17 protein-coding genes and 4 tRNA genes are annotated in these 17024 nt (G+C 67.5%); 9 read left to right on the top strand and 12 right to left on the bottom strand.

The genetic code is table 11. The annotated features are described in order from the left end of the window. Positions 1-45: 45 nt before the first annotated feature. Positions 46-249: a hypothetical protein gene (locus A5700_RS17715; RefSeq protein ID WP_068074445.1), complete on the bottom strand. Its 204-nt coding sequence runs from the start codon at positions 247-249 to the stop codon at positions 46-48. Positions 250-545: 296 nt separating this feature from the next. Between A5700_RS17715 and A5700_RS17710 the strand changes: the two genes are divergently transcribed. The 3 genes from A5700_RS17710 (at position 546) to A5700_RS17700 (ending at position 1837) form a co-directional block, all read left to right on the top strand. Then, positions 546-863, top strand: coding sequence for a DUF732 domain-containing protein (locus A5700_RS17710; RefSeq protein ID WP_369828281.1), 318 nt, complete (start codon positions 546-548; stop codon positions 861-863). A 148-nt stretch (positions 864-1011) separates the two neighbouring features. Then, entirely contained in the window at positions 1012-1410 is a 399-nt protein-coding gene (locus tag A5700_RS17705) for a hypothetical protein (RefSeq protein ID WP_068074441.1), read from the top strand. Positions 1411-1516: 106 nt separating this feature from the next. Beyond that, entirely contained in the window at positions 1517-1837 is a 321-nt protein-coding gene (locus A5700_RS17700) for a hypothetical protein (protein WP_068074439.1), read from the top strand. Positions 1838-1967: 130 nt separating this feature from the next. Here the strand turns inward: A5700_RS17700 and A5700_RS17695 are convergent, their stop codons facing one another. The 4 genes from A5700_RS17695 to A5700_RS17680 form a co-directional block, all read right to left on the bottom strand. Beyond that, positions 1968-3212, bottom strand: coding sequence for a hypothetical protein (locus A5700_RS17695; RefSeq protein ID WP_156671277.1), 1245 nt, complete (start codon positions 3210-3212; stop codon positions 1968-1970). Between the two features lie 186 nt (positions 3213-3398). Beyond that, a tRNA-Val gene (locus A5700_RS17690) sits at positions 3399-3473 on the bottom strand. 15 nt (positions 3474-3488) lie between these two features. Beyond that, positions 3489-3562 (bottom strand) — tRNA-Cys (locus A5700_RS17685). Positions 3563-3596: 34 nt separating this feature from the next. Next, a tRNA-Gly gene (locus A5700_RS17680) sits at positions 3597-3669 on the bottom strand. Positions 3670-3851: 182 nt separating this feature from the next. On the opposite strand from A5700_RS17680, the gene A5700_RS17675 reads away from it, so the two are divergent. The 4 genes from A5700_RS17675 to A5700_RS17665 all read left to right on the top strand — a co-directional run bounded on the left by A5700_RS17675 (position 3852) and on the right by A5700_RS17665 (position 7199). Continuing rightward, a tRNA-Val gene (locus A5700_RS17675) sits at positions 3852-3923 on the top strand. Positions 3924-4215: 292 nt separating this feature from the next. Next, entirely contained in the window at positions 4216-4404 is a 189-nt protein-coding gene (locus A5700_RS26170; RefSeq protein ID WP_156671276.1) for a hypothetical protein, read from the top strand. A 399-nt stretch (positions 4405-4803) separates the two neighbouring features. Beyond that, the gene (locus tag A5700_RS17670) at positions 4804-6567 is read left to right on the top strand and encodes an alpha/beta hydrolase (RefSeq protein WP_068074433.1); all 1764 of its coding nucleotides are present in this window, start codon (positions 4804-4806) and stop codon (positions 6565-6567) included. Positions 6568-6710: 143 nt separating this feature from the next. Next, positions 6711-7199 (top strand): hypothetical protein, encoded by a 489-nt coding sequence (locus A5700_RS17665; protein WP_231973925.1) that lies wholly within the window; start codon positions 6711-6713, stop codon positions 7197-7199. A 302-nt stretch (positions 7200-7501) separates the two neighbouring features. Here A5700_RS17665 and A5700_RS17660 read toward each other — a convergent pair whose 3' ends face one another. The 6 genes from A5700_RS17660 to A5700_RS17635 all read right to left on the bottom strand — a co-directional run bounded on the left by A5700_RS17660 (position 7502) and on the right by A5700_RS17635 (position 15933). After that, positions 7502-10651, bottom strand: a complete 3150-nt coding sequence (locus tag A5700_RS17660; RefSeq protein WP_068204900.1) for a TIR domain-containing protein — start codon at positions 10649-10651, stop codon at positions 7502-7504. Between the two features lie 129 nt (positions 10652-10780). Continuing rightward, complete coding sequence (locus A5700_RS17655) at positions 10781-12292, bottom strand: SulP family inorganic anion transporter (protein ID WP_068074426.1); 1512 nt, start codon at positions 12290-12292, stop codon at positions 10781-10783. A 61-nt stretch (positions 12293-12353) separates the two neighbouring features. Next, positions 12354-12704 carry a hypothetical protein gene (locus A5700_RS17650; protein ID WP_156671275.1) on the bottom strand — a complete coding sequence of 117 codons (351 nt, stop codon included), beginning with the start codon at positions 12702-12704 and terminating at the stop codon, positions 12354-12356. A gap of 74 nt (positions 12705-12778) precedes the next feature. Next, positions 12779-13534 carry an ABC transporter ATP-binding protein gene (locus A5700_RS17645; protein ID WP_068074420.1) on the bottom strand — a complete coding sequence of 252 codons (756 nt, stop codon included), beginning with the start codon at positions 13532-13534 and terminating at the stop codon, positions 12779-12781. Further along, positions 13531-14418, bottom strand: a complete 888-nt coding sequence (locus tag A5700_RS17640; protein ID WP_068074417.1) for an ABC transporter permease — start codon at positions 14416-14418, stop codon at positions 13531-13533. Before A5700_RS17640 ends, A5700_RS17645 begins: the two co-directional genes overlap by 4 nt. A gap of 33 nt (positions 14419-14451) precedes the next feature. Further along, complete coding sequence (locus A5700_RS17635; RefSeq protein ID WP_068074471.1) at positions 14452-15933, bottom strand: ABC transporter substrate-binding protein; 1482 nt, start codon at positions 15931-15933, stop codon at positions 14452-14454. Between the two features lie 273 nt (positions 15934-16206). Here A5700_RS17635 and A5700_RS17630 point away from each other — a divergent pair, with 273 nt between their 5' ends. Further along, complete coding sequence (locus A5700_RS17630; protein WP_068074468.1) at positions 16207-16587, top strand: YidH family protein; 381 nt, start codon at positions 16207-16209, stop codon at positions 16585-16587. Then, entirely contained in the window at positions 16584-16928 is a 345-nt protein-coding gene (locus A5700_RS17625) for a DUF202 domain-containing protein (RefSeq protein ID WP_068074414.1), read from the top strand. Before A5700_RS17630 ends, A5700_RS17625 begins: the two co-directional genes overlap by 4 nt. 12 nt (positions 16929-16940) lie before the next feature. On the opposite strand, the gene A5700_RS27445 is transcribed toward A5700_RS17625, so the two are convergent. Then, positions 16941-17024 (bottom strand): hypothetical protein (locus tag A5700_RS27445; RefSeq protein ID WP_369828283.1); only part of this gene is annotated, 84 nt, incomplete at its 5' end.

Below are 17024 nucleotides of genomic sequence, written 5' to 3'. Positions count from 1 at the left end.
TCGACCGTTCCATAGCCCGCGGGACCGTGGCCCGCGGGTCCCGCGTCACTCGCCCTGTTTGGTGCCGGGCAGGTATTTGCGGGGGTTCTTCGGCAGCACCATCATCGCTACGGGGAGCCGCACCAACGCGTCGCCACCCGCGACTTCGAGGAACACGATTTCGAGTTCCAGGCGGTTCATGGGCCGGGTCTCCATCATCAAGCGGGTGCGTAAATAGCGAGGGGTCCTCAGCCACTCCACCAGGTTCATGGTTGCGACTGTACCCGGTCGATGGAAGTCATTGGTGCAGTTGCTATTTGCTGAATTTTGGCGGCACGCCGTCGCTCTTGGCGGCCCTGCGGCTCGTTTGCCCGCGGCGGACGGCGCCCGTCAGCGATCTATGCAAATGACCTGAAATCCCGTTATTCAACTGGAGATCAGCTGCTTTTTCCCCGTTTTCTCTATTCTGCCAAAATCGCGCCGTGTTGAGTCCGTTGACTGGCGTAATCTCAATGCCGATAAGAGAGGAAGCGCTTCGGATGCTTATTCGCTGGCGGACCACAGTTGTGCCCCTTGTGATGATCGGCGCCGCCTTGTCGGGCAGCGCCGCGGTGGCGACTGCCGACGCCGCCGACGACATGTACCTCGCACAGCTGCGCGCCGCGGGTTTCTCCTGGCCGCCCGACCATGACGAGGCCCTGACGGGTATGGGCCGGCTCATCTGCGACGACATCGGCTGGGGTTGGACGTATGACCAGATCGCGCAGAGTATCCACGACACACTGGACCCGCGGAAGGTGACGTTCGGGGAGGTGGGATCGATGGTCAGCCTTGCGCACTCGACCTACTGCCCGAGGCAACAGTGCTGGGCGGCGCACTGCTGAGGCGTCGCTGCTGCGCGACGGAGGCGGGCGCTTCGCTCGGCGCTCAAGCGCCACGGTTTGCCCTGCACGCTGCGGCAATGGCCCTGTCGGCGGTCCGCTGCCCGCTACGCTGAGAGCTGCCAGTGCAACCGCGCGACAGGAGGCAGTGATGGCTGAGCAACCCGCCGCGGAACCGTCGACGTCCTCGGCGCGCACCGCCAAGGTGGGGCGGCGCGTGGAGGAACTTCGTCGGCGTCGCGCCGAGCTGGCCGCCGGTCAGCGGCCGTCGAAGGAGTCCGTCGCGCTGGCGCGACAGCGGGCCGAGGAGGCGGAGAAGCGCGCTATCGATGCCCATCACGCCGCGGCGCAACGGCACGAGGAGCTGGCCCGCGTGCACGAGCAGGCGGCCAACAGCTACCAGCTGGCCGTGCTGCGGGGCAACGACGGCAGCCCCCAGGAACTGCAGCGCAAGGCCGACGAACACTGGCAGGCCGCGCACGACAACCACCTGCTTTTCGCCGAAGACGAGGCCCAGGCCGAGCACCCGGAGAAGTCCTCCTCGGGGTAACCGTGCGCCCGCGTCGCGCCCGTAGTGAAACCCATCACCGTCGCCCTGAACCCGGGCAGCATTTCCGGCGTCCAACTGTTCTGCCGGGTGGTTACCGAATTCGCCGGTGGCCCTGACCGTGAGTGAGGTCGACATGCCGCAGTTCAGTGCCGCGCCACGCGGAGCCGGATCCCCCTACCCGATCGCCGAGGCGCTGTGGGTCCTCGCCGGAATCGTCGTCTTGCTGGCCTTCGGTGACGCGGTGCTCCTGGTGGTGCTCGCGTCGGCCATCGCCGCCTTGGCCGCGATCTGGTGGATTCACCGCGACGTCGAGCGCCGTGCGCGTCGCGGCGACGCCGCCTTGGCGCCGGTGACCGCCCTGCCGCGCCGTCGCGTCGGGCCGAGCGCCACAGCGCACGGTCGTTGGCGCGGTCCACGAGCCGCCTGACGCCGACAGACGTCGGAAAAGAGAGAATCGGGCCGGCCGCGCGAGTCGGGGGGAGGGATCGGGGCCGGCCCGATCCTCTATTCAGACGCCGACAGACCGCGATTTCTTCCCGGACCGCTGTGTGGCCCTGCTACGGGGTTTCGGTCGGCTCGGTGCTTCGTTTCCGACGGTTCATGGTCCAGAAGATCAGACCCACCACGGCGGCGAAGATCCCGAAGCGCAGCAGCATGGGCCACCACGGCTGCGCGGCCGGGCCCGAGTCTTGATGCCCGGCCAGCGCCACCAGGAAGCTGCCGTTGTCGGTGGGCCCGAAGCCCGGCATGGGCTGGGTCTTGGTGACCTTGATCTGGGCGTTGCTGCTCGAGTCGTTGATCTGCCCCCACGCCAGGGTGGAGTCGTCCAGCAAGAACGTGTCCTGGTTGCCCGCGGGCTGGCCGGCGTCGTGGTTGATCACCTGCACCTGGCCGACCTCGACGGTGTCGTTGGCGGCGGGGATGTAGACCGAGACGTCCTCGTAGATTTGCGGGCGGGCCGGCGGGCTGTAGTCCGGTGGTGGGGGGTTGTCCCAGCCCCCCGGCGGTGGCGTCGCACCGTAGAAGCTGCCCGAGGCGAGGTAGCTGTCACCGACCGCGGTGAAGGGGAAGGGGCCCACGCTGGCGACGTCGAGGACGATCCGCCCGCCCGCCGGGACGAACGCCTCGTGATAGCCGCCGCCGTAGGAGTAGCGGAACGTCATGGCCTGGGTGAGCGGGTTGTACAGCGCCGGGCGGTGGAAGTCGTCGTAGTCGACGTAGTCCCAGTGCCGGGGCCGGACCAGGTCCTGATTGCCGACCTTGACCATGTCCACGTTGGCGCCGTGGTTGTTGACCACGTTCTGCACCTGGTGGTTGAAGTCGTCGACCTGCATCGGGGGTTGCGGGGGGTTGGCAGGGTTGATCCGCTTGGCCGGGGCGGACTTGGCTGCGGCGACCGCCTGGGACGGCGCGTCCATGCCCTTCGGGGGCGCGACCAGCGGGGTGACGCTGGGCGAGCCGGGGGCCTGCGGGTTGATCGTCGGGGTCGGCGGCGGGCTCGGCGGGCCGGGCGGCACCACCAGCGGGGTGTGCTCGACCGGCACGGGCGGCAGCGGCGGCAGCTCTGGCACCTGCACGGTGCTCGGCGGCGCCTGGACCGGGCGCGGCGCGGGCGCCTCGTAACACATGTTCTGCGTGTGAATGTGGTACTGCGCCACCATGTACAGGCAGCTCTGGCAGGCTCCCGGCGTCGACCCGGCGCCGGCGCACGGCGCCGCCTGAACTGCGTCGGGCGCGGTGATCGCCGCCGAGAACGGTGCGAAAGCCAAGGCGGCTGCCACCGCAACCCCGAGTGCTTTCATCTCATGACCTTTCGAGAACCGCGTCCGCAGGCTGACCGGGCGTGGCGCCAGGACTGCCGGCGCGTTTGCCGTTTACCCACTCCAGTGTCGCACCTTCGGGGGAGTGCGCCGGAAACCTGGACCGCAGCGATTCACGTCTTTCGGGTGTCGATTTGCTGTCCGACCATGGGTGGCCTGGGAAAACTGTGGTGCGCGATACTGGGATTGAACCAGTGACCTCTTCCGTGTCAGGGAAGCGCTCTCCCGCTGAGCTAATCGCGCCGGGGGATCAAAAGCTGGAGGTGGAGACGGGAATCGAACCCGTGTGCACGGCTTTGCAGGCCGTTGCCTCACCACTCGGCCACTCCACCGTGGGATTGATGCCACTTACCTCTTGCACCTTCGAGCGGATGACGGGATTCGAACCCGCGACCCTCACCTTGGCAAGGTGATGCGCTACCAACTGCGCTACATCCGCGCGCAACGGGCGAGATCGTCGCCCGGTGCGAAGGACGACGATAGTCCACCCGAGCGGGCACTTACAAATCTCTGGGTGCGTTGCGGCTGCAAGGCTATCGCGCGCGCCGGTCCCGGTGTCGGGCAGGTATTGTCGGGGACTGGCTCGTGCTAGTCTTCGACGTCGTTCGCCTCTGGCGCGCCGGTCCCGTGGCTCAGTGGGAGAGCGTCCGCTTCACACGCGGAAGGTCGCTGGTTCGATCCCAGCCGGGACCACTTTTGATGTCGCAGGTAACGTACGGTATCTAGCCCGCGAAGCAGCGCCGGTGTTATCCCGGTGTTATTAGCCACTGCTGCATGACAGTTCTCCGCTTGCTGAAATCTCAAGTGAGAGGGGACTTTGCAAGTGTCTCGTCGATTCCCCCGCGGTCAAGCCACCCTCGCCAAAGATGGATATGATCCGGCTGGAATTTGGGCGCAAGATGCGCATTTCGGTCCGGGCGGCGCGCCGTTGGACCAGTGGGGCGGCAATGGACCGCATATCGACGGGCCGGCCACCAAACCCGTCATGGAGGGCATCAACTCCGGCCAGCAAGACGACCTCGATGTGACGATTCCCGGCACAGGTATTGCGCTCGGCGGCGACGGCAAGGACGGCTTCCCGCACATCCATAGTCCGGGCGTGTACGACGGGAGAAACCCGCTGCCAGTCCCCGACGGATACCGACCGCTACCGACCGGTACCGCCCCATGGTGAGCACTACGGGTTCTACGGTTTTTGATTGATTGTCGGACTAATTTTTTCACTTTGGTTCGACCTGAGTCGCAGAAGCCAGCAGTGTTTACGCGCAATCAAGAAGACGATCAGCATGCGCCGCCCCCCGCGATCCGACTGTCAATGGAATGCTCATCGGTGATACCGACAAGAATCACATCATTCGGATCTGGAAGCCGACCGAGAGTAGATTCGAAATAGTGACTTTGCCTCAAAACTGCACGTTGCTGACTCGAGGACCGGGTCGGCCGAGTCACTGATTACCAGCTGATCGTGTTCAGTTGTTGGTGACTTGACCGTCCCTTGGCGGAAGTACTGTTCGGACGCTTTGATTGAGGGGGCGGTGATGCACGTTAGAGCGGGCTCGCCGCAGCAGGTGCGGTGCAGCTGAAATGGTTGAGCGTCGGCGATCTGATCGCCGCGGCCGGCGGTGATCCTTGGGAGGTCAATCGGAGCCTGCAGGCCGGGAGCCCTTCTCAAATTTCGAGTCTGGCGAACGCGTTCCACGGCGCCGGCCGGAAAACCGCGGAGGCCGACGCTACGTTCGACCAGGCGCGCAAACGCTTCGACGCGGCGTGGAATCACCAAAACGGTGATCACCCCATCAACGATGCCGCCGAAGTGCAACGGTTAACCAAATCCCTTGGAGCGCTATCGGAGCAATTGCCGAAGATCGGCGCCGACCTGGAAACCATCGCAGCGTCGTTGGCGACCGCTCAGCAGGAAGGCGCCAAGGAGATCGCCAGCCTAGAGAGCGAGTTGGAGAGGCTCGATCACTACATCGATCTGGCGATGCGGGATGCCCGGGACCACCCCGACGAGGCAACCCAGAACGAGGTGCGCACGATCATCAGGGCCCTTAAAACCGCCGCCGGGAACGAGACTCGAGGTGCGTTGCACCACTTGCAAGCAACGCGGGACGGCTACTCCGACACTCTGCAGAAAGCATTGACCACCCTGAAAGCCGACGGCTACGACCCGACGAACATCGCGGCAGTGGACGGGCCGAAGGAGACGGCGCCGCCGCTGCCCGACGACCCGAAACAATTCGCTCAGACGTGGGATGCGCTCACACCGGAACAGAAAGATGCAGAATTCCACCAGAATCCGTTCATCGGCAACCATCCGGGCATGCCGTGGGATCCCCCGGATCACCTGGGCAAAGACCACTACAACCGGTTGGAGCTCAACGATCTGGAGCAGCACACCCAGGCCGACGTCGACCGCATGCAGAACCGCGTCAACGACCTGCTGAACAAGCTGTACATGGGTGACCACAGCAAGGCCACCACCGACGAACTGAACGCCCTACAGCCTCAACTGCTCGCAGCCAGACACAGCCTGCAGGGCTACCAGACGGTGCAGAAGACCCTCGACCGCACGGACGGACAAAAGCGCTACCTCGGCCTCATTGACGACAAAGGCCACGCGGCGGTAGCCATCGGAAATCCCGACTACGCCACACGCAACGCCATCCTGGTCCCCGGTACCGGCCAAGACCTCACCACATTCGAAGGGGCCGACGGCAAATCATTGGCCATGTATGGTGCCGCGCTGCGCGCCGACCCCACCCTCAAGCCAGGCGACGTCGCAGTCACCACCTGGATGGGATATGACCGACCTATGAATGTCTTCGAAGCCGCTTCTCCCGGTCCCGCCCACGCCGGCGCCCAAGGCCTCGACGACTTTGAAAGCGGACTGCGCGCCTCCCACGTCGGCGCTCCGTCGACCGACACCGTAATCGGGCACAGCTACGGCTCCACCCAGGTCGGCGCGGCGGCCGGCGGCGGCCATCACCTCGACGTAAACAACGTCATCGCAGTTGGCAGCCCAGGGATGCTCGTTCACCACGCCGGCGATATGAGCCTCGACCCCGGCGCGCACGTCTACGCCATCAGGGCACGCAACGACATCATCGGCCTGGTCACCGACAAGACCCTTGGGCACGACCCGACAGCCAGTGACTTCGGCGCCACCCGACTGTGGGCGGCGCCCGGCTCGAGCAGCGACGACCTCGGTCTAACTCCCAGCATCGCCGCCCACAGCAGCTACTGGGACTACGACAACCCAGCACTACGCAACATGGGCGCCGTGATTGCCGGCGTGACACCACCCCAAGTCATCCCCAACGACGGGGGAGGGTGAGGCCTATGCAAAACCGTTGCCGCCGAACCTCAACGCGGATCCTCAGCGCCCTTTTACTCGCCGTGCTCGTCGGCGCATGCAGCCACAACGACCCACTCGGACCGCCCACACCAACAGGTGCCACCGTCCTTGGAGGACCACCCATGCAATCCACACCCCCGCCGCCACCAGGATGGAAATTGCAACCCGACATCCCCAAAACCCAACAGCAAGCCCAAGACATAGTCATCGGCTACCTCAGACGGACGCTCCAAAGCCTTCCACCTGGCACCACCCTCGACACCTCCCGCTTCAGCGGCGGCACTAACACCGTCCCCTGCAAAGACGAAGTGAGCGGCACACCACCTCTGGAATTCTCGACGACCGGCGACCTCAAGCCCCCTCCCGGCATTGACCTCACCAGCATCGTGTCAATGATCGGCGAAACCTGGAAAAGCTGGGGCTGGCATGTCTATGAGCGCGAGGGCTTCTACAAACCGAACCGCTTCGGATACGCCCCCGATGGCTACAGCCTGAGCATCGAAGCGACATCTCGGCCCGAATATCCCCCCACCCTCGGGGGAGTCTCACCCTGCTTTCCCGCCAACCTGCCAAACGACCGCAGCCCGTTTCCGACCGTCCTCACACCCTGACGGCCTAAACCAGACCGTCAGCTCGTGAACAGTGTTCGATAAACTCCTGCGACGGAGTGGAACCGGATGGCCTTACGTCGCGTCCGACTTAAGTGAGGAGCGTCCCTCGCTCTCCAGGGGGCGGCCCGATCGCCGTGTTAACGCGGAAGCCAGCCGGGTTGTACACCGCAGCTCTCACAGCTGACCTCAAGAATCCATCGAGTCGGCTCGTCCTTGCCGCTGGACCATACCGCCGTCGCCGAACTCGCCGGCGCCGGCTTTTTGCACTCGCAGTCAGGTACTGAAGTGCGCACGGCCGAAGCTCAGCCCGCCCCCGGCTCGTCCCCCGGGATCGGCAGGTCGGGGCACGCCGGAATGTAGTCGATGTCCGGCGCCACCCACACCCGCCACTGCTCCCGGCTGATATTGGAAGTCAGCTTGCCGCAGAGGGTTTCGTGATCACCCGTCCCGGACGGCTCGGAATCGGCGGCGTCCCACAGCCGCGCGGTCTTGTCCTGGCTGGCGCTGGCGACGCGCCGCCCGTCGGGGCTGAACGTCACGCCGTGCACGGAGTCGGTGTGCCCGACCAGGCATTGGCTCTCGGCCCCGTCCCAGATGCGCACGGTGCCGTCGTAGCTGGAGCTGGCCAGCCGCGCGCCGACAGGGTCGAACGCCACGTCACACACGACGCCGGTGTGCCCGACGAGCGGTGCTGCCAGCGGGGCGCCGCTGTCCGGATCCCACAGGCGCACCGTCTGATCGCGGCTGCCGCTGGCCAGGCGTCGGCCGTCCCGGCTGAACTCCACCGCCCACACCGTGTCGGAGTGCCCGGTCAGCGGTTCGCCCGCGGGCCGGCCGGTGGCCGCGTCCCACAACCGGACGGTCGTGTCGCCGCTGGCGCTGGCCAGCCGCCCGTCGGGACTGAACGCGACCGCGTAGACGACGCCGGTGTGCCCGGTCAGGGGCGCGCCGATCGGCTCGCCGGTGGCCGCGTCCCACAACCGCACCGTCCGGTCGTCCCCGGCGCTGGCGAGGCGCCGCCCGTCCGGGCTGAACGCGACCCCGTACACGACGCCGGTGTGCCCGCTCAGGGGCGCGCCGATCGGCTCGCCGGTGGCAGCGTCCCACAGCCGGACGGTCTGGTCGCCGGCACCGCTGGCCAACTGACGGCCGTCGGGGCTGAACGCCACGCAGTGCACCCGCACGGTGTGACCGGCGAAGGGTCGGCCGACCGGCTGGCCGGTGATCGCATCCCAGAGCCGGATCGTCTTGTCCTCACCGGCGGCGGCCAGCCGCCGCCCGTCGGGGCTGAACGCCACGCCCAGCAGGGGTTGGCCCGCGTCCATGATCTTGAGTGTGCGGGCGCGCAGCGCCAGCGCGTCCGCGATCGCCGCGTCGTCGGGCACCGACGCGATGGCGCGGGCGGCGAGCAGTTGCTGGAAGGCGCCGGCGTCCCCGCCCGGAATGGTGTGCGCCATCATCGCTTTCGCTTCGACCACAAGTCGGCGCGCGACAGCGTCGTAGTGGCGGCGCCGCTCGGCGTCGAGTCTGTCGTCTTCTCGCTTGCGGGAAGCGGTCAGGTAGTCGGCGGCCACCGCGAGTCGCTCGGCGAATCCAGGTTGCGTCGCAACCGTTTCCGCGGAGGTCAGCCGCGACCCTTCCAGCAGCCAGGACTCGTCGCGGCCATGCCGGGCCCAGGCGGCGGCCGAGCGCTCCACTTCGGCGGCGGTGACCAGACTTTGGCGTTCCTCGCGGAGCCATTGCGCTAGCTGATCCCATTGGCGCAGCAGGCTTTCCAGGGCGACCTCCAGCACCACCTCCGTGCCGCGGCGGTCGCGGACGAGCAGCCGCTTCTCCACGAAAGCGTCGATGAGCGGGCGGCTTTCGTCGGGCAGCTCCGAATGCAGCGCGACCCGGCGCAGCGCGGCGTCGTTATCGGGGTTGATGGAGGCCAGCCAGGGAATGAACGCCGAACGCAGCAGTGCCAGCGCGCTCTCGCGGTCCTGCGGTGCGGCCGACAGGATCTCCTCGATCTGGTTGTTCACCACGTTGGGCATGCCGCCCATGGACTCGTAGTCGGCGCAGGTGATCTCCTCGGCGGTGCCGTAATCGGTGTAGAGCTCGCGCAGGGTGAGCGCCAGCAGCGGCAGGGTGTCGGCGCCCCGGCCCGCGTCGGCGATCAGGCGGTCGACGAGGTCGTCGGCGATCGCCAGCCGGTCGCCGGCCTCGGAGGCGCGGGCGGCCGGGCCCTTGATGACGGCCGGAAACTGGTGGTGCGGCATGGTTTTCAGCTCGTTGAACAGCTCGGTGCCGATCCCGTCGAGGGCGGGATGGTTCTGCATCGCCTCGTAACGGTCGGTGCGGATGGTGGCCGCGACGATCAGCCGGACGTCGCCGGCGTTGACGCGCGCGATGACGGCCGCCACCAGCTCGAGGAAGCGATGCGCCTCCTGCGCGGCCTGCGCGGAAACGGCGTCGGCCGAGAACAATTCCTCCGCCTGGTCCAGGGGCAGCACCAGCGTTGGCGCCTGCCCCTTGGCGGTGCCGGAGCCGGTGTCGGCGAGCCGCGCGGCGGCGGCGTCGCGCACCTCCAGGAGCAGCTCGCACACGCGGTCGGCGTCCCCGTCTCGGCAGATCCTCTTGATCTCACCGAACGGCGGCGCGCCGGGCAGCCGCAGCCCGCGGCGCGCGGCGTGGATCGCCGCGGCCAGCCCGCGATCCCCGGTGACGGCGCCGCGTCCCGGGCGCACCGTCCCGAGCACCAGGAAGTTGCGGTCGTTGCGCTGCAGCCGCGGAATCAGCCCCGCCCGCAGAAACGAGGATTTGCCGCTGCCCGAGGGGCCCAAGATGACGAATAGCGACTTCACACCCGAGTACCGCATCTTGCGCAGCTCGTCGGTGCCCCGCATGATCGCGGCGTCGCGCCCGAAGAAGACGCCGGCGTCGATGTCCTCGAACGGTTCCCAGCCGCGGTAGGGCTCGCGATCCGGGTCGCTGCGCGGCGGCCACACGAAGTTCTCCGGCCCAATACCGGTGCCCTCGATCGCCTTCTTCAGCTGGTCGAGCGCTGCCGCGTTGAACGACACCTGCGCCCCGGCCGCGGTGATCTCGGTCGTGGGCCCGGGCGCGAACAGGTCGCAGCGCTGCCACTCGGCGGTGATGTCGGAATCGCCGGTGTCTTCGAGCCGGGCGACGAGGATCTGCTTGCCCAGGTTCTCCGCGGTGCGGTATTCGGTCTTGCACTCCGGCGAGCTGCCCCACGAATGGGACACCAGGCAGATCACCGCCTCGCAGCGTTGATTCGCTTGGCGCAGCGCGTCTTTCCACCGGTGACCCGGGGCCAGGCCGGTGTCCTCGGCGATGTCGAGGAAGATCTCGTCGACCAATTCCGGGCGTTGGTCGATCAGCCACTGCCGCAACGCGGCCGCCTGCGCGTTGTCCTTGCTGGAGTGGCTCAGGAAGATCCGGGGCATGTCTCGGCAATCCCTCGTCGGGCCGGCGTGGGCCACGCGCTGCGGCTGATGTCGAGCTCATTGTGCCCGACGGACCGCCTCGGGGCTGCGCGTTACGGCGATGCCGTCGACGAGCCGGTCGGCGCCCGGTCAGACACCCAGCCGGCCGGAGAGGCGGTTGAGCCGCTCGAGGCTGGCCCCGTCCAGGCCGCTCATCCGCACGGTCTTGCCGCGGGCACGGTACTTGTTTCGGATGGCGTCGAGGGTGGCGACCGCCGAAGCGTCCCAGACGTCGGTGCCGGACATGTCGATCAGGATGTCGTCGGGGTCGTTGGCGTAGTCGAATTGATGGACGAGGTCGTTGCTGGAGGCGAAGAACAGTTCGCCCCGGACGCGGTAGACGCGGGTGCCGCGAGCGTGCGACGGGTGGTCGGCTTCGACGATGGTCAGGTGCGCGACCCGGCGCGCGAAGGCGACCATGGCGGTGAGCACGCCCAAGGTCACCCCGACGGCCAGGTTGCCCGTGAGTACGGTGGCCACCACGGTGACGACCATGACGACCGTTTCGCTGCGCGGCAACACTTTCAGTGTGCGTGGCGCCACGCTGTGCCAGTCGAAGGTGGCGGCGGAGACCACGATCATCACGGCGGCCAGCGCGGCCATCGGTATCCGACCGACCAGGTCGCCGAGAGACATGATGAGAAGCAACAGGAATGCGCCGGTGCACGCAGTCGACAGCCGCGTGCGTCCGCCGGCGATCTTGACGTTCATCATGGTCTGGCCGACGACGGCGCAGCCGCCCATGCCGCCGAAGATTCCGGTGACGATGTTGGCCACGCCCTGGCCGCACGCTTCCCGGGTCTTGTTCGACGGCGTTTCGGTGAGATCGTCGACGAGCTTGGCGGTCATCAACGACTCCAGCAGCCCGACCAACGCCGCGCCGACGGCGTACGGAGCGATAAGCCGCAGCGCGGCCCACGTCAGCGGGACATGCGGAATCGCCGGTGTCGGCAGCGAATGCGGCAGTTGGCCTTGGGATGCCACGTCGGGCACGTGCCAGCCGAACGCCACGACCGCCGCCGTCAGGACCAGCACCGCCACCAAGGGCGGCGGGACCGCTGTGGTCAGTTTCGGCAGCAGCACCATGATCGCGATCCCGACTGCGGCGAGCGGGTACACCGGCCACGGGACACCCACCAAGTGCCGCAGCTGGGAGAGGAACACCAGAATGGCCAGGGCGTTGACGAACCCGATCATCACGCTGCGCGGAATGAACCGCATAAGTCTAGCGACGCCGGCCAAGCCGAGCAGCACCTGGAAGACGCCGGCCATGATGATCGTCGCCACCAGATAATCGATGCCGTGTTCGCGACCGACCGGCGCGACGACGAGGGCCACGGCGGCGGTCGCCGCCGAGATCATCGCCGGTCGGCCCCCTGCAACAGCCGTGGTGAGCGCCATGGTCACCGAAGAGAACAGGCCGACTCGGGGATCGACACCGGCGATGACCGAGAAGGCGATGGCCTCAGGGATCAGCGCGAGCGCCACGACAAGTCCCGCAAGTACTTCCGTGCGCAACCGGGGCAGGCTGCGCAGCGCGCCGAGGGCCGAGTCGCTCCTGGTGAGCGCGCTCCGACGTGCGACAGCAGTGTGGGGCCTCATCGTGCTTTGCTCCGTTCTGACGGTGCTCCGATGCCGGACGCCGTGAAGGGTAGGGCAATCATCAACAGCGGAAGCGCTTTTCGAGTGCAAGGAGAAGTCGGCGGATCTCTTTCATGCGCGCCTGCAACTGCCGGAGTTGCTCAGAGGTGCACGGCTGCGGACGCAGGTGCGGCCCGAGGCCCGCGGCGGCACCGAGTTCGGCGTGCTCCGCGCGCAACAGGTCGGCGAACAACCGGGCTTGCGCCACGTCCGCGTGGTGGGTGGGGGACGCTGTCCGCGTGGTCCCGACCAGCCGCGGCCGATCGTCGGGCGAAGCGCCCAGTTGTTCGCGTCCGGAGGCGAGGTACGGCCAATGGCGTACGCCCGGGATGGCGGTGAGCTCTCCGGTTACCCGCAGTTCGGTCTCAGTCATCACTTGCTGACCTTCCGGTGAAGTGGACGGCGGTCGGAGCATCTGCGCACCGGCCACCGTCGGTGAGCGCGGTCCTATGCGGTCGCGGCCGAATCGTGCCCGAGGAACGCGAGGATGTCGCGGCGGCGGCGCTGATAGGCGTCGGTGAACGGGGCTTGCGGAGCGCGAGGTTCGTCGATGGTGATGACGTCGGCGACGGTCGCGGGCCGGTGGCTCAACAACACGATCCGGTCGGCGAGCAGCAGCGCCTCGTCGACGTCGTGGGTGACGAACAGGATGGTCATCTTCTGTTGCTCCCACACCGTCATCAGCAGCCGCTGCATCTCCAGTCGGGTCTGGGCATCCAGCGCGCCGAAGGGTTCGTCCATCAGCATCACCTTCGGCTCGCACGCGAGGGTGCGCGCCAACTGGACCCGCTGACGCATGCCGCCGGACAGGTGGCTGGGCAGATGACCGCCGTAGGACGCCAGGCCCACCTGCGCGAGCCGGTCTTGCGCAGCGGCCTTCAAATCCTTGCCGCGGACGCCCCGCAGCCGCATCGGGTACATCACGTTCTTCAGTGCCGTGCGCCACGGGAACAGCGCATCCTCCTGAAACACCATGGCGCACTGGGCCGCATTGCCCGCCACCGGTGCGCCGTCGACCGTGGCGTGCCCACTCAGCGGGGTGAGCAGCCCGGCCAGCGCTCGCAGGATCGTCGACTTGCCGCACCCCGACGGGCCCAGGAAGACGACCACCTCGCCAGGATCGATGTCCAGGGTGATGTCGGCGGCGACGACTCCGTTGAACCCCAACTTCAACCCGTCGAGGTGAACGGCGCCGGCGCTCATCGGCTCGCCCTCGGCAACCAATGGTTGACGCGGCGGCCGACCCGCTCCACCGCCCACGCCGTCATCAGCCCCAGCGCGCCGATCGAGATCATGCCGACGACCACTGCAGGGTAATCGAGCAGGCCGTAGGACTGCCAGGTGTAGTAGCCGATGCCGAACTGCCCGGAAATCATCTCCGCGCTGACCACACAGATCCAGGCCACGCCCATGGCGACGGACAGGCCCGTGAAGATGCCGGGCAGCGCGCCGGGGAGGATCACGTGCAGCAGGAGCGAAACACGGCTTGCGCCCATCGTTTTGGCGGCTTCTTCCCACACTTTGGGCAGCGACTCCGTCGCGTGGATGGTGCTGACGACCACCGGGAAGAACGCGGCGAAGAAGGTGATGAACACGATGCCTTGTTCGCTGGAGGGGAACAGCAGGATGGTCAGCGGCACCAGGGCGATCGCGGGGATGGGCCGCACAATTTCGATGAAGGGACGCAACGTCATTCGTGCCATCGCGGAGCGCCCGACCAGGATGCCCAGGGCGATACCGACCGCGGCGGCGAGCCCGAACCCGAGCAGGATCCGCTGCAGGCTGGCCAGCAGGTCGTCGTAGTAGCCGCCGGAGCTGATCCGCGCACCGAGGCTTTCGACGACGCGCATGGGCGCGGGCATCCGGTTGAACCGCAGCCAGGCGACGACGTTGTGAGCGGTGAGCAGCTGCCACAGCGCGACGAACGCGACGATCGGGATCAGCGGCAACACCAGGGCCGCGATGCGGCGCTGGATTGCCGTCGGAACGCGGGAGGCGATGCGTCGGTGCGGCCTGAGTGTCGGCGCCTTGACCGCCGGCGCGGGCGGCGCGGCGGCCGCTTCCAGGCGGCTCAATGTGCTTGTCACGAGGACTCCTTACTTTCTGACTTCAGTTGGCGGCTACTGCGGCGACCGCGACTGTGCGACGGCTGCGGGGAAGGCGAGTGGTGCGGCTGCCGGATGACTCGCCCGGTAGGCGTCGGCGCCGGCGGCCGTCGCGAAGGGTTTGTAGCGCTGAGTGGGCGCTGCGCCCGGGTCGTCGAGCCACACAGCGTGGTTGGCGAACAGCCGGGTGCCGGTCAGGGTGTCCGGGACGTACGCGGCCCGCACCGCGGCGGTGGCGGCCGCGCGGCGCAGCAGGCAGGTTGGTGTCGCGGCCACTGTGGTGGTGTCGGCCCCCCGGGCCCATAACTCCGAGGCCTGCGCCGGGTCGCCGACGGGCAAGCCGCACAGGTCGTCGTATCCGCTCAACGCGCTCGGGTTGGTCACGTCGGCGCGCAAGCGGTCGTAGTCGCCGCCGAACACCCCTCGCAGGTAGCCGTCGTCAACGAATGACGCGACGTCGAAGTCCTTGCTCACCGATCCCCGGCCGACCAGGAATCTCTTGATCGCGTCGGCGGCCTTCACGAACTGGCCTTTCAGCGTCATATCGAATGACACCAGGCCGTTGGGGCCGTTGTAGAGGTAGACGACTTCGGGTTCGATGCCGGTCAACTGACTCACCCGCAGGGCGGCCGCCAGCGGATGCGTGACGATGTAGCGGGTGGTCGTCCGCATCGCCCGCAGGAACGCGGCCGTCACGTCGCGGTTGGCGTCGGCGAACTGTTTACGGACGACGACGCCGTGAAACGTCGGCACGTTGTTGTCGCCGCCGTCATAGAGCAGCCGGCCCTGGTTGCGGAAGATCACCAATTGCGGCCACGGCACGAACTGCGCCAGCGCGTCGACCTGCCCGCCGTCGACGGCCGACGCCCCGATCGACGGATCTTGGTTGACGGTGTGCACGGAACGGGAGTCGATACCGTTGCGCTGCAACGCGGTTGAGATCATGCCGTCACCGGCCGAGCCAAGGCTGGTCGACACCCGTTTGCCGGTCAGGTCCGCCAGGGTGCGGGCCGCGGAACCGTTGGGAACCACGACCTGGTTCAGCGAACCGCGCAGACTGTAGCCGGTGGTCGCGATCCAGCTGGTTCGGGCGTCGTCGTACCGCTTGGTCTTGGATCCGTTGGTCAGCAACGGGTAGTCGCCCATTGACCCGATGTCGACGTGGGTCGCGATCATCTGCGCTGTCAGCGGTGCACCGGAGGAGAAGTCCTGCCACACCACGCGGTACTTGCGGCCCGTCGACGCCCCGAGCTGGCGCAGCTCGCTTTCGAACTCGCCGCGGTCACGCAGCAACGTTCCGGCGTTGACCGTGTTGATGGTCTTGGACTGGTACCCCACGTTGATCACGGTGGCGTTCTCGGTCAGCAGGCCGCATCCGCTGAGCGCCTGCAGTGCGGGCAGCAGGACTGACGCGGCGACGGCCGCCGCTCGAACGCGCCGCCGGCGCGGCCCCGCAGCGGCCCGCGTGCGATGCCCCGGCCGGGCGGATGTCGTCATGTCGTACACGCTGTCCAGCGTCGGATCTTTCTATTACCGCTTGATCACTGGACGTTGCACCACCGTTACGCCATCTCAGCCCCTACAGCGCGGGTGGTCACGCTGCTGTGGCACCGGGCCCCGGTTCAAGTTCGCCGGGGCGACGCGGCCCCAGGCGAGAGCCGGCTCAGCGCGCAAATGAAGACTGAGTTACGCCACCTCAGATTTTCTGGTACACCGGCGTCGCACGCGAAAGACTGGGTGATTGTGAAAACCTCAAGCGCTGCAGCGAAACTGGGCACCGCGGACCGCTCGACGGGGTCAGCAGTCCCCGATGTCGAACCAGACTACCGATTCACCCTGGCAAACGAGCGGACGTTCCTGGCTTGGCAGCGGACCGCGCTGGGGTTGCTTGCCGCGGCGGTCGGTGTCGTGCAGTTCCTGCCGGAATTCGCCATTCCCGGAGTGCGGCACGCGCTCGGCGGTGCGGTGGGCGCGACGGCGATGCTGACTTCGGTTGCGGGACTGCGGCGTTGGCGGCAGGTCGACCGGGCGATCCGCCTCGATCAACCGCTGCCGCGACCAGCGACACCGGTGTACCTGGCGGTTGCGCTGGTGGCCGTTGGCCTGGCCACGGTAGCCCTGGCGCTCACGGGGACCGGAGCCGGCCGGTGACGTCCACGCAGGCCGCGCCGGCCGACCGCGGGCTGCAACCGGAGCGCACCGCCTTGGCCTGGACGCGAACCTCGCTGTCCGTCGCCGGGTCCGGGGTGTTGGTGCTGCTCAAGGACCGCAACTTCGCCGTTGCGAGCGGCCTTGGGGAGCGCGGGGTGATCGCGGCGGCCGCTGCTGTTCTCGCGCTGGCCGTCTACGCCGTGGGGGCGCGGCGTCGCCGCGCTTTGACGGCCCGCCCGCTGCCACAGCGGGTACACGCACGACGCGCGGTGGTACTGGTCGGCCTCTCGGTCGTCTCGTTGACGCTGATCATCCTCGCTTATCTGATGTTCGCCGCATGATGCGAACGTTGTTTAAATATCAAGGAAGCGAACGTCTTTGGCGTTGCGGGTGATGAAGCTGCGGCGGGCGTCGACGTCTTCACCCATGAGGATGGA

The organism is Mycobacterium sp. E1214 (assembly GCF_001666755.1).
Taxonomy (GTDB): domain Bacteria; phylum Actinomycetota; class Actinomycetes; order Mycobacteriales; family Mycobacteriaceae; genus Mycobacterium.
The sequence above is the reverse complement of the archived record's forward strand: the minus strand, read 5'-3'. Positions and strand labels throughout refer to the sequence as shown.